Raw genomic sequence first — 12,410 nt, 5'->3', positions numbered from 1 at the left:
CATTCCCGCCCATTCAGCGGAAACCGACCCATCGCGACATTCCGTCACTGACAGGACACAACTGCAGAACTATAGGTTGCATCGGCCGCAGCCCGCGACCGAGATCCGAGAGAGCAGATGAAGAATATCGTTTTTGACCTGGGCAAGGTGCTGATCGACTGGCAGCCGGAACTGGCCTTTCGCGACTATTTCGCGGGTCCGGCAGAGATCGCGGCATGGATGCGGCGCGTGGATTTCGACGGCTGGAACCGGCTGCAGGATGGCGGGCGCAGTCTGGGCGACGGGCTGGCTGCGGCGCGTGCGCAATTTGGCGATGATGCCCTGCCGCTGGAAACCTATGTCCAGCGTTTCCCCCTGACCATCACCCGGCCCATGCCCGGCACATGGGATCTGATCGAATTGCTGGACGCTTCGGAAATTCCGCTTTTCGCGATCACCAACTGGTCGGCGGACAACTGGCCCGCTGCCGTGGCGCAATATCCCCGTCTGGGCACGATCTTTCGCGATATCGTCGTTTCGGGTCAGGTCGGCATGCTGAAGCCGGAACCGGGGATTTACGAATTGCTGCTGAATCGCAATGGCTTGCAGGCCGGGGATTGCCTGTTCATCGACGATCTGGCCGAAAACGTCCGGGGCGCGGTCGCGGTCGGCATGAAGGCCGTCCGATTTACCGGCGCCGATGCGCTGTCCGACCAGCTGGAAAAGCTGGGCCTGCTGGGCCCGCGCTATGGCGATATGCGGGTCAGTCCGTAACCAGCGAGGCCAGGCGGCGCAGGGCCAGCAGATAGCCTGCGATCCCCATGCCGATGATGATCCCGTCGGCGCGCTGGCTGATGTAGGAGTGGTGGCGAAAGCCTTCGCGCTTGTGGATGTTCGAGATATGGACCTCGATCACCTGACCTTCAAAGATGTTCAGCGCGTCCAGAATCGCGACCGAGGTGTGGGTATAGGCGCCGGCGTTGATGATGATGCCCTGCGCTTCGCCGCGCGCCTGCTGGATGCGGTCGACCAGCGCGCCTTCGTGATTGGATTGAAAGGCCTGCACCTTCAGCCCCAGATCGCCGCCCAACGCCGTGCAGGCGTCGATCACATCGTCCAGCGTGTCGCGGCCATAGATTTCGGGCTGGCGGGTGCCCAGCATGTTCAGGTTGGGGCCGTTCAGGATCAGCACGTTCGGGGTCTGGGGCAGGGTCATGGGTTGGACTTTCGGCTGTGTGCGCTCGGCCCATCATCGGATCTGGGCGGGCGATTGCCAAGCGGTTCCGGTGGCGATCTCGTGATCTGCCCCTGGGAATTAAATCCGGGTCCGGCGCGTTAAAAGGGATGGAATGACCGTCTGCCCAACGGCAGGATATGAGGAAACACCACCGGGCGGGCCGCCCCGATCCGGCCCGAGAAGAAAAGGAACTGCCGATGCGCCTGCCCCTGCTGGCCCTGTGTGCAACCATTGTCGCGACCCCGATCTGGGCCGAAAATCGCGGTGTCGTGGTTGCGAACGAACGCTATGACCATGCCGACAGCCCAGAGGGCGCGGATGTCGCGCCGGTGGCGCAGGCGATGCGGGACGCGGGGTTTCGCACGGTCAGCGGCACGGATCTGGCGGGCGACGATCTGCGCCGCGCCGTGGCCGATCTGTTGCGTGCCGACGATCAGCCGGGGGTCAGGCTGGTCCTGCTGAACGGGCATTTCCTGCATGGCGACCGGGATGCGTGGTTCATGGCTTCGGATGCCGAAAACCCCGATCCGGTGACGGTTTCGGCGCAGGGCGTGTCACTGGGTGCGACCATGGACATGCTGACCGATGCCGCGCCGGGTGCGGTGATCGTGCTGGGCCATGACGATGCCGACATGCCGCGCCACGAGGGGCTGGAAAGCGGCATCGGCAACCTGCGCCCGCCCGATGGCGTCACGGTTCTGGGCGGCTCTCCCGCCGCGGCGACCAGTGCCGCGCAGGCCTTGCTGGTGCCCGGCACCACGGTTCAGGATGCGCTGGACGAGATCGAGGGCCTGCGGATGGTCGAGGGCGGCAACACCGGGCTGGTGCTGGTTCCGGCCGCCGCCGGTGATGGCATGGCGGGCGCGCAGGGCGGCAATGGCATCCTGCAACCCGACCGGGATGCACGGGCTGCGGCGGCTGCGGCCGATACGGCGGATGCCTATCGTGCCTATCTGCGCGACCATCCGGGCGGGCTGTATTCGGCAGCCGCCTCGGCCCGGCTGGATCAGCTGGGCGAAACGGTGGATGGCGCAGATCGCGACCGCGATGCCTGGGCCGAGGCCGCCGCGACCAATACGCCCGACGCCTATCGCAGCTATCTGAACCGCTTTCCGCAGGGTGAATATGCCGATGCCGCCGGCCGCCAGCTGGCCGAATTCGCGGCTGCGTCCACACCGGCGTCCACCCCGGCGCCCGCCCAGCCTGTCCCCGCCCAGCCTGCGCCTGCGCAACCGGCGCCCGTCCGGCCCGCGCCGGTTCAGCCCGAAGGCTATGCGACCGAATCGCGGCTTGGCCTGTCGCGGTCGGCGCGGATCCAGATCCAGCGCGATCTGAACACGCTGAACTATGGCACCGGGGGCATCGATGGTGTCTTTGGCAGCCGCAGCCGCAATGCGATCCGCAACTTTCAGCGCAACAATGGCCTGCCTGCGACGGGCTATCTGACCGCGCCGCAGATCAGCCTGCTGCGCGAACGGGCCAGCCAGACCGTTGCGAGCAGCCGCGACCGGGATCAGGCCTATTGGCAGCAGACCGGCGCGCGGGGTGGCGCGGCCAATCTGCGCGCCTATCTGGACCGCTATCCGAACGGCATCCATGCGGAACAGGCGCGGGCGCGGCTGCGCGAGCTGAACAGTGGCGGTCAGGTGATTCGCGGCGACCGTGATGACCGCGCCTTTACCGTGGCACGAGAGCGCAACACGGTCAGATCCTACAACACCTATCTGCGCAACTGGCCCGATGGGAAATATGTCCGGCAGGCGCGGCAGAATCGCGATGCGCTGCGGCGTGGCCAGAATCGGGGCAACAACAACGGGATCGGGCTGGATGCCGAATCGATCATCCGCGAGTTGCTGAAATAGGGCAGGGCGGCATCTATCCCCTTATCGGGACAATAAAAAAGGCCGGTGCAGCGATGCACCGGCCTTTCGTTTCCGTCGCGTATCGGTCCCCTTGGGGACCCGGCATCAGCCCTGACGCGCCTTGAAGCGGCGATTCGTCTTGTTGATGACGTAGATACGGCCCTTGCGGCGCACGACTTGGCAATCACGATGCCGCGTCTTGAGCGAGCGGAGCGAATTGCGAACCTTCATAGGTCTTCTCCTCTTTTCGCGGCGCAACGCATGCGGCGCCTTGTGAAACGAAATGCCCCTGGCTGGCCGGGGGCGGCGAATGAATGGTGGGCGGTACTGGGATCGAACCAGTGGCCACTACGATGTCAACGTAGTGCTCTACCGCTGAGCTAACCGCCCCACCTTGGTGATTCTGCCTGCAATGTAAGGCTGCATCCGGCAAAACCGCGTTCGGTGGCGGTGTCTATATCGACACTCCATCCAGGGCGCAAGTGCTATTGGCGCCGGCTTCACAAGGAATATATACAGGCGACATTGGTTGTTCACAGGCTGTTTGCAATGCGCGCGGATGAACCCGTCCTGGACCTGATCCGCCCGACGGGCTGGCGGAACGGGATCATATTCGCATCGCCCCATTCGGGGCGGTCCTATCCGGACTGGTTCTTGCCCAAGACCCGGCTGGATCCGCTGCATCTGCGGTCGTCCGAAGATGCCTTTGTCGACCGGCTGATCGCGCCTGCGGTGGACCATGGCGCGATGGTGCTGACGGCGCGGGTGCCGCGCAGCGTCGTCGACCTGAACCGCGCCCCCGAGGATATGGACCCGCTGGTTGTCGAAGGCGCCGCGCCGGGCAAGCTGAACCCGCGCATCATGGCGGGGCTGGGGGTGATTCCCCGCGTCGTGTCGCAGGGCCGCGCCATCTATGACCGCCCGATTTCGCGCAAGGATGCCGATTCGCGGATCGAGAACCTGTGGCGGCCCTATCATGCCGCGCTGTCGGCGCTGATCGACGAAGCCTGCGCCCGATTCGGCGGCGCGATCCTGATCGACACCCATTCCATGCCCCGCGACGCGCTGGCCCATCTGCCGATGCCGCGCCCCGAAATCGTGCTGGGCGACCGTAACGGTGCGTCAGCTTCGGTGCGCATCACGCAAGAGGTGACATCGGCGATTCTGGCCGAAGGCTTTCGGATGCGGCGCAATTCACCGTTTTCGGGCGCCTATATCACCGCCGCCTATGGCCAGCCCGCGCGCAATGTCCATGTTTTGCAGCTTGAAATGGACCGCTCGCTCTATATGGATGAAAAAAGGATCGAGCCGCGCGCGGATTTCGATGTTTTCGCCAGGCGCTTTGCCAAGCTGATTGCCCGGCTTGCGACCATCAGCCCCGAGGATTCGCGGGACCTGTCCGTCGCGGCCGAATGACCCATTTCTGAACCGGGATTTGACCAATGCCGCCATTCCTTGCCGAACTTCTCGCCCAGAACATGGCGCTGATCATCCTTGCCGTGGTGATCTTCATCGTCGTCACGCGGGCCATCCGCATCGTGCCGCAATCGGAAAAATACGTCATCGAACGGTTTGGCCGGTTGCATGCGGTGCTGGGGCCGGGGATCAATGTGATCGTGCCGTTTCTGGACCGTGTCGCGCACAGGATTTCGGTTCTGGAACGCCAGTTGCCTTCGAACAGCCAGGACGCGATCACCAAGGACAACGTGCTGGTGCAGGTCGAAACCAGTGTCTTTTACCGCATCATCGAACCGGAAAAGACAGTCTACCGCATCCGCGACATTGACGCGGCCATCGCCACGACCGTTGCCGGGATCGTGCGGTCCGAAATCGGCACGATGGAGCTGGATCAGGTCCAGTCGAACCGCGCCCAGCTGATCGAACGGATCAGCGAAAACCTGGCCAATACCGTCGATGACTGGGGGATCGAGGTGACGCGCGCCGAAATTCTGGACGTCAATCTGGATCAGGCGACCCGCGCCGCGATGCTGCAACAGTTGAACGCCGAACGCGCCCGCCGCGCCCAGGTCACCGAGGCCGAGGGCAAGCGCCGCGCCACCGAACTGCATGCCGATGCCGAACTCTATGCCGCGGAACAGCAGGCCAAGGCCCGTCGCGTTCTGGCCGAGGCCGAGGCTTTTGCCACCAATACGCTGGCGGTTGCGATCCGCGATGGCGGGCTGGAGGCCGCGCAATATCAGGTCGCGATGAAGCAGGTCGAGGCCCTGACCGAGGTCGGCAAGGGCACAGGCAAGCAGACGATCATTGTGCCCGCATCCGCGCTGGAAGCATTCGGCGACGCCTTCAAGCTGCTGAAGGGCGCCGGGAAATGAGCTGGGAAAACGGCTGGCTCTGGATCATTGCCGCGCTGGTTCTGGCGGCGGTCGAGGTGCTGGCCCCGGTCTGGATCTTTCTGGGCGTGGCGATTGCCGTCCTGCTGATGGGGCTGGCGCTGCTGCTGGGGATTGCCCCGGCCAGCTTTCCGGTCGCGCTGATCGTCACCGCCGTCATGTCCGGCTTGGTCTGGCTGGCCCTGCGCAGGCTGATGGGCGTGACCCATGGTCAGGTCAAGATCTGGAAAACCGACATCAACGACAATCCGCCCCGGAAATAGCCGGTGGCGGATTTCATCGGCGCCAAGCTGCTGCTGATGCGGGGTGATTGCCTGCTGACCCTGCTGCGCGACAATTTCGCGCATATTCCCTTTCCCGGCCATTGGGACCTGCCCGGCGGCGGCCCGGAAGGGGACGAGACCCCCATCGCCTGCGCCCTGCGCGAACTGGCCGAAGAATTCGGCCTGTCGCCGGACCCGTCGCGGCTGGCCGCGCATCGTTTCGGCGCGGACGACCGTCCCGCATGGCTGTTTTCCGGCACCCTGACCGATGCGGATATCGCGGCCATCCGCTTCGGCGACGAAGGGCAGGAATGGCGCCTGATGCCCGTCGCCGAATTCATCGCCCACCCCCGCGCCGTGCCCGCCTTTCGCGACCGCGTGCGGCAGGTCATCCACGGCTGAGACCGCTTCGCGCCAAGCGGCGGCTGTCGTATCCTTGGTGCCGGAATTCCTCGAATCGCTTTCCCGATGTCACGCATTTTCCGGGCGTCGTTCTGTTCGATGGACAGCCAGAAAACCGTCCGGATCAGTCAAAGAGGTCACGATGGAACTGAAGGATTTTGTCGCACCCGTTCCCCTGCCCGGTCCGGTTCCGGATCCGGATGCGGACAACAGCACGGGCGCGATTGTGGGCGTGACCCAAATCGGACAATGGCACGCCCTGATCGCATCCTATGACACGACCCCCAAGGGCTGCGCCGAGGCGCGCGCCGATGTCGCCCATTTCGCACAGGCGCTGTCGGGTCAGGGGCTGGAGGGGCGCGATCTTTATATCGTGCGCACGACGATTTCGAACAATTACGCGGTGAGTGTCGATGCAGGTGACGACCGCGCGCTGGCCAACCAGATTTCGGCGACCATCCGCAGGTTGCATCATCCCGACGGGACCGGCCGCGATTCCTTTGTGCAGGGCAACCGGGGGTGGGTGATCGACCCGGAATGCGCCAGTTTCGCCACATTGTCGGGCTAGAGCCGACGATCAGGCGCCTGCGATTTCGGCGGCGATGGCCTGCGCGGCGGCGCGGGGATCGGTGGCCTGCCAGATCGGACGGCCGACGACCAGATGGTCGGCGCCTGCCGCGATGGCTGCGGCCGGGGTCTCGATCCGTTTCTGGTCGCCTGCGTCCGACCCCGCCGGGCGGACGCCGGGGGTGACGATCAGGCGGCCCGCCGCCTGCGGCAGGGCGCGGATCAGCGCGGCCTCTCGCGGGCTGGCGATGACGCCATCGGCGCCTGCCTCGAATGCGCGGGCGGCGCGGGTGGTGGTGATTTCGGCCAGATCGCCCGGCACGATCAGCCCCGCGTCCAGATCGGCCCGGTCGAGGGATGTCAGGACAGTCACGGCCAGAATCTTCAGATCCTTGCCTGCCGCGCCCTGTTTGGCGGCGCGCACCACATGCGGGTCGCCGTGGACGGTCAGGAAATCCAGATCATATTGCGCGATCCCGCGCACGGCGGATTCGACCGTGGCGCCGATGTCGAAGAATTTCATGTCCAGAAAGATGCGCTTGCCATGTTCCTGCTTCAGCTCATTGGCCAGCGCCAAGCCGCCGCCGGTCAGCATCCCCAGGCCGATCTTGTAGAAGCTGACGGCATCGCCCAGCTTTTCGGCCAGTTCCAGCCCGGCAAGTGCATTCGGCACGTCCAGCGCCACGATCAGACGGTCGTCCATCCCATCCCCCGGTATGAAGATCCCGGCGTTTATAGGGGGGAACCGCCACCCTTGAAACCCCGTTTTCCCGCGCCCAGATAATGGCTGAGGCCCGACCGGACCGTGCCTTTTCAGGGCGGTCCAGACAGGGTGCCAGAAAAGGATATTCTCATGGATATGGAAAAGTTTACGGAACGCTCTCGCGGGTTCATTCAGGCGGCGCAGACGATCGCCATCCGCGAAAACAACCAGCGCGTTGTCCCCGAACATCTGCTGAAGGCGCTGATGGATGACGATCAGGGCTTTGCCAGCAATCTGATTGCGCGGGCGGGTGGGGATGCCGCTGCGGTGCGCGGCGCTGCGGATCAGGCCGTGACCAAGCTGCCCAAGGTGTCGGGCGGGCAGGGTCAGGTCTATGTCGACCCCGCGATGGTGCGCGTGCTGGACGAGGCGGAAAGCCTGGCCAAGAAAGCCGGTGACAGCTTTGTTCCGGCGGAACGGGTGCTGACCGCGCTGGCCGTCGTCAACACCAATGCGCGCGATGCGCTGGCTGCGGGCAAGGTCACGGCGCAGGCGCTGAATGCCGCGATCAACGACATCCGCAAGGGCCGCACCGCCGACACCGCCAGCGCCGAGGAAAATTACGAAGCCCTGTCGAAATACGCCCGCAACCTGACCGAGGCGGCGGCCGACGGCAAGATCGACCCGATCATCGGCCGGGACGAAGAAATCCGCCGTGCGATGCAGGTCCTAAGCCGCCGCACGAGAAACAACCCCGTGCTGATCGGCGAACCCGGTGTGGGTAAAACCGCCATCGCCGAAGGTCTGGCCCTGCGCATCATCGACGGCGACGTGCCCGAATCGCTTCACAACAAACAGTTGTGGGCGCTGGACATGGGCGCGCTGATCGCCGGTGCGAAATATCGCGGTGAATTCGAGGAACGCCTGAAAGCCGTCCTGAAGGAAATCGAGGATGCGGCGGGTGATATCATCCTGTTCATCGACGAATTGCACGTTCTGGTCGGCGCCGGGAAGACCGATGGCGCGATGGATGCCGCGAACCTGATCAAGCCCGCGCTGGCGCGTGGCGAATTGCACTGTGTCGGCGCGACCACGCTGGACGAATATCGCAAGTATATCGAAAAAGACGCGGCGCTGGCCCGTCGTTTCCAGCCGGTGATGGTTCAGGAGCCGACGGTCGAGGATACGATTTCGATCCTGCGCGGCATCAAGGAAAAATACGAACTGCACCACGGCGTCCGCATCACCGATGCCGCACTGGTGGCGGCGGCGACCCTGTCGAACCGCTACATCACCGACCGTTTCCTGCCCGACAAGGCCATCGACCTTGTCGACGAAGCCGCCAGCCGGTTGCGGATGGAAGTCGACAGCAAGCCCGAGGAACTGGACCAGCTTGATCGCCAGATCCTGCAATTGCAGATCGAGGGCGAGGCGCTGAAAAAAGAAGACGATGCCGGTTCGCGCGACCGTCTGGAAAAGCTGGAAAAGCAACTGTCGGAACTGCAGGAAAAATCCGCGACCCTGACCGCCCGCTGGCAGGCCGAACGCGACAAGTTGGAAGGCTCGCGCCACCTGAAAGAGCAGTTGGACAAGGCGCGTGCCGAACTGGATCAGGCCAAGCGCGAAGGCAATCTGGCCCGCGCGGGCGAGCTGTCCTATGGCATCATCCCCGGTCTGGAAAAACAGCTGTCGGATGCCGAGGGCAATGACGACGGCCCCCTGGTCGAGGAAGCCGTGCGCCCCGAACAGATCGCCGAGGTGGTCGAACGCTGGACCGGCATCCCGACCAGCAAGATGCTGGAGGGCGAACGCGACAAGCTGCTGAAGATGGAGGAAGTCCTTGGCCAGCGCGTCATCGGCCAGTCCGAGGCCGTGACGGCGGTGTCGAACGCGGTGCGCCGCGCGCGCGCCGGGCTGAACGATCCGCGCCGGCCCCTTGGCAGCTTCCTGTTCCTTGGCCCGACCGGCGTCGGTAAGACCGAGCTGACCAAGGCGATTGCCGAATATCTGTTTGACGACGATCAGGCGATGGTCCGCATCGACATGTCCGAATATATGGAGAAACATTCCGTCGCGCGGCTGATCGGCGCGCCTCCGGGCTATGTCGGCTATGACGAAGGCGGCGCCCTGACCGAGGCCGTGCGGCGCAGGCCCTATCAGGTCGTGCTGTTCGACGAGGTCGAAAAGGCGCATCCCGATGTCTTCAACGTGCTGCTGCAGGTGCTGGACGATGGGCAGCTGACCGATGGTCAGGGCCGGACGGTGGATTTCAAGCAGACGCTGATCATCCTGACCTCGAACCTTGGGGCGCAGGCGTTGTCGACCCTGCCCGAAGGCGCGGACAGCGGGCAGGCGCGGGCGCAGGTGATGGATGCCGTCCGGGCGCATTTCCGGCCGGAATTCCTGAACCGTCTGGATGAGATCATCATCTTTCACCGGCTGTCGCGCGACAATATGGACGGCATCGTGCGGATCCAGTTGTGGGATCTGGAACAGCGTCTGGAAAGCCACAAGATCGGGCTGGATCTGGACGACAAGGCGATGAAATGGCTGGCCGACGAAGGCTATGATCCGGTATTCGGCGCGCGTCCGCTGAAACGGGTGATCCAGCGCAGCCTGCAGAACCCCTTGGCCGAAATGATCCTGTCGGGCGAATTGCTGGATGGGCAGGTGGTCAAGGTCTCGGCCGGGCCGGAAGGGCTGCTGGTCGGCAACCGGGTCGCGAATGGCGGGCTGGGTTCTGCCGGAACCAAACCTGCCGATACGCCGTTGCAATAAGGCGCGAACAACCATGACGATCAACCCCCGGCCAAGGCGCCGGGGGTTTTTCATGTCACGCCCCCGTTGTCACACCCCCGTTGTCACACCCCTGTCAGGCAAAGCCGGTCAAGATCATTGGCGCGGGCAAGGGAACCATGCCACAACGCCGCCGTTGAAGATGTTCCGATCTTTCCAGAAGGCTTTGCCCGAATGACCGATATCCTGACCGTCCCGACCCAACCGATTCAGGGGCAAAAGCCCGGCACGTCGGGGCTGCGCAAAAAGACGCGGGTCTTTATGCAGCATCATTATCTGGAAAACTTCACGCAGGCGATTTTCGACGCCATCGGTGGCGTGCAGGGCAAGGTTCTGGTGCTGGGCGGCGACGGGCGGTTTTTCAACGACCGCGCGGCGCAGGTGATCTTGCGCATGGCCGCGGCCAATGGTGCGGCGCGGGTGATCGTGGGGCAGGGGGCGATCCTGTCGACGCCTGCGGCCTCGCATATGATCCGGCTGCGCGGCGCGGATGGCGGCATCATCATGTCCGCCAGCCACAACCCCGGGGGCGCGGACGAAGATTTCGGGATGAAATACAACGGCGCCAATGGCGGCCCGGCCCCGGAATCGGTGACGGATCGCATTTTCGCCCGCACGCAGGAACTGACCGAATACCGGATCATGCAGGCTCAGGACATCGACCTGTCGCGCCTTGGCGAAACCCGGTTGGGGGCGATGGTGGTCGAGATCGTCGATCCGGTCGCCGATTATGCCGCGCTGATGGAAAGCCTGTTCGATTTCGACGCGATCCGGCGGCTGTTCGCGGGTGGGTTCCGGCTGCGGTTCGACGCGATGCATGCCGTCACCGGCCCCTATGCGCGCGAGATTTTGGAAAACCGTCTGGGCGCCGCGCCCGGTTCGGTCGTCAATGCCGTGCCCTTGCCCGATTTCGGCGGCGGCCATCCCGACCCGAATCCGGTCTGGGCCAAGGCGCTGATGGATGAGATGTTCGGCCCCGATGCGCCCGATTTCGGCGCGGCCTCGGACGGGGACGGGGACCGCAACATGATCGTTGGCCGCGGCACCTATGTTTCGCCTTCGGACAGTCTGGCGGTGCTGGCGGCGAATGCGACGGTGGTGCCTGCCTATGCGCGCGGCCTTGCGGGCGTTGCGCGCTCGATGCCGACCAGCGGGGCGGCGGATCGGGTCGCGGAAAAGCTGGGCATCCCGGCGTTCGAGACGCCGACCGGCTGGAAATTCTTTGGCAATCTGCTGGATGCGGGCCGCGCGACCCTGTGCGGCGAAGAAAGCTTCGGCACCGGATCCGATCATGTCCGCGAAAAGGACGGGCTGTGGGCGGTGCTGTTCTGGCTGAACATCTGCGCGGCGCGCGGGTTGTCGGTCGCCGATCTGCTGGCTGAACTGTGGTCGGATTACGGCCGAACCTTTTATTCGCGCCACGATTACGAAGCCGTGCCCGCCGACCGCGCCAATGCGCTGGTGGACCGGCTGCGGGGTGAACTGGCCGCGCTGCCCGGTCAAAGCCATGCCGGGCTGGTTGTCTCGGGCGCGGATGATTTCTTTTACCACGACCCGGTGGACGATTCGAAATCGGCCAATCAAGGCATCCGCATCCTGTTCGATGATGGTTCCCGCGTCGTCATGCGGCTGTCGGGCACGGGAACCGAGGGCGCGACCCTGCGCGTCTATCTGGAACGCTTTGCCACCGACGGCATCGACCGCCCGGTCGCCGAGGCGCTGGCCCCGGTCATCGCCGCCGCCGAATCCATCGCACGGATCGCGGAATTCACCGGGCGCGACCGTCCCGACGTCACCACCTGAACCGGGGCGGCCCGATCACTGGACCGATCACCGGGCTGTGCAGTGATCGGCGCGGATAATCCTTTATCATCGGGGCAGAAACGAAAGGGCGCCCGATGAAACTGAAATGGTCCGATGTCACCCCGCAGGCCGTCTATCTTGGACGCCGCGCCTTTCTGACCGGCGCGGCCGCCCTTGCCACGATGCCGGTTTTCGCCCCGGCCGCGCAAGCGCTGAGCGGCAAGCCTTCGGCATTTTCGACGGATGAAAAGCCCAACAGCCTGCAGGACATCACCAATTACAACAATTTCTACGAATTCGGCTTTGGCAAGGAAGACCCGGCCCGCCATGCGTCGTCGCTGAAGACGCAGCCCTGGGCGGTGGCTATCGACGGGCTGGTCGACCGCCCCGGCAGCTATTCCGTCGCCGACATCGCCCCCGACAATGCGCTGGAGGAACGGATCTATC

Annotated in this window: 13 protein-coding genes and 1 tRNA gene (1 of these 14 only partly in view); 10 read left to right on the top strand and 4 right to left on the bottom strand. The window is 64.5% G+C overall.

Annotated elements, in window-relative coordinates:
- Window positions 1-117 precede the first annotated feature (117 nt).
- Window positions 118-753 (top strand): HAD family phosphatase, encoded by a 636-nt coding sequence (locus PE067_RS02365; protein ID WP_276187656.1) that lies wholly within the window; start codon window positions 118-120, stop codon window positions 751-753.
- Here the strand turns inward: PE067_RS02365 and aroQ are convergent.
- Window positions 743-1,195 (bottom strand): type II 3-dehydroquinate dehydratase, encoded by a 453-nt coding sequence (gene aroQ, locus PE067_RS02360; protein ID WP_276187655.1) that lies wholly within the window; start codon window positions 1,193-1,195, stop codon window positions 743-745. The genes PE067_RS02365 and aroQ overlap by 11 nt on opposite strands.
- 158 nt (window positions 1,196-1,353) lie before the next feature.
- Here aroQ and PE067_RS02355 point away from each other — a divergent pair, with 158 nt between their 5' ends.
- The gene (locus tag PE067_RS02355) at window positions 1,354-3,078 is read left to right on the top strand and encodes a peptidoglycan-binding protein (RefSeq protein ID WP_276187654.1); all 1,725 of its coding nucleotides are present in this window, start codon (window positions 1,354-1,356) and stop codon (window positions 3,076-3,078) included.
- A 105-nt stretch (window positions 3,079-3,183) separates the two neighbouring features.
- On the opposite strand, the gene ykgO is transcribed toward PE067_RS02355, so the two are convergent.
- Both ykgO and PE067_RS02345 read right to left on the bottom strand, forming a co-directional pair.
- Complete coding sequence (gene ykgO / locus PE067_RS02350; protein ID WP_020948882.1) at window positions 3,184-3,309, bottom strand: type B 50S ribosomal protein L36; 126 nt, start codon at window positions 3,307-3,309, stop codon at window positions 3,184-3,186.
- An 84-nt stretch (window positions 3,310-3,393) separates the two neighbouring features.
- A tRNA-Val gene (locus tag PE067_RS02345) sits at window positions 3,394-3,468 on the bottom strand.
- A 159-nt stretch (window positions 3,469-3,627) separates the two neighbouring features.
- Here PE067_RS02345 and PE067_RS02340 point away from each other — a divergent pair.
- From PE067_RS02340 to PE067_RS02320, 5 genes are all read left to right on the top strand, one after another.
- Window positions 3,628-4,494: an N-formylglutamate amidohydrolase gene (locus tag PE067_RS02340; RefSeq protein WP_276187653.1), complete on the top strand. Its 867-nt coding sequence runs from the start codon at window positions 3,628-3,630 to the stop codon at window positions 4,492-4,494.
- Window positions 4,495-4,520: 26 nt separating this feature from the next.
- Window positions 4,521-5,411 carry an SPFH/Band 7/PHB domain protein gene (locus tag PE067_RS02335; protein ID WP_276187652.1) on the top strand — a complete coding sequence of 297 codons (891 nt, stop codon included), beginning with the start codon at window positions 4,521-4,523 and terminating at the stop codon, window positions 5,409-5,411.
- Window positions 5,408-5,692: a hypothetical protein gene (locus tag PE067_RS02330; protein ID WP_276187651.1), complete on the top strand. Its 285-nt coding sequence runs from the start codon at window positions 5,408-5,410 to the stop codon at window positions 5,690-5,692. The genes PE067_RS02335 and PE067_RS02330 overlap by 4 nt, the downstream gene beginning before the upstream one ends.
- Before the next feature lie 3 nt (window positions 5,693-5,695).
- Window positions 5,696-6,094: an NUDIX hydrolase gene (locus PE067_RS02325; protein WP_276187650.1), complete on the top strand. Its 399-nt coding sequence runs from the start codon at window positions 5,696-5,698 to the stop codon at window positions 6,092-6,094.
- Window positions 6,095-6,236: 142 nt separating this feature from the next.
- On the top strand, window positions 6,237-6,662 hold the full coding sequence (locus PE067_RS02320; protein WP_276187649.1) for a hypothetical protein: 426 nt from the start codon (window positions 6,237-6,239) through the stop codon (window positions 6,660-6,662).
- 9 nt (window positions 6,663-6,671) lie between these two features.
- Here the strand turns inward: PE067_RS02320 and pyrF are convergent, their stop codons facing one another.
- On the bottom strand, window positions 6,672-7,364 hold the full coding sequence (gene pyrF / locus PE067_RS02315) for an orotidine-5'-phosphate decarboxylase (protein WP_276187648.1): 693 nt from the start codon (window positions 7,362-7,364) through the stop codon (window positions 6,672-6,674).
- A 150-nt stretch (window positions 7,365-7,514) separates the two neighbouring features.
- On the opposite strand from pyrF, the gene clpB reads away from it, so the two are divergent.
- The 3 genes from clpB to msrP all read left to right on the top strand — a co-directional run.
- A complete protein-coding gene (clpB, locus tag PE067_RS02310) occupies window positions 7,515-10,142 on the top strand; it encodes an ATP-dependent chaperone ClpB (protein ID WP_276187647.1) in 2,628 nt (875 codons plus the stop codon).
- Window positions 10,143-10,334: 192 nt separating this feature from the next.
- The gene (locus PE067_RS02305; RefSeq protein ID WP_276187646.1) at window positions 10,335-11,963 is read left to right on the top strand and encodes an alpha-D-glucose phosphate-specific phosphoglucomutase; all 1,629 of its coding nucleotides are present in this window, start codon (window positions 10,335-10,337) and stop codon (window positions 11,961-11,963) included.
- Window positions 11,964-12,058: 95 nt separating this feature from the next.
- Window positions 12,059-12,410, top strand: the start of a protein-coding gene (gene msrP, locus PE067_RS02300) for a protein-methionine-sulfoxide reductase catalytic subunit MsrP (RefSeq protein ID WP_276187645.1). Its footprint extends 560 nt past the window's final position; the window shows 352 of its 912 coding nt (coding positions 1-352); its start codon is at window positions 12,059-12,061; its stop codon lies off the right edge, out of view.

It is taken from the genome of Paracoccus sp. DMF-8 (assembly GCF_029309835.1).
Taxonomy (GTDB): domain Bacteria; phylum Pseudomonadota; class Alphaproteobacteria; order Rhodobacterales; family Rhodobacteraceae; genus Paracoccus.
The sequence above is the reverse complement of the archived record's forward strand: the minus strand, read 5'-3'. Positions and strand labels throughout refer to the sequence as shown.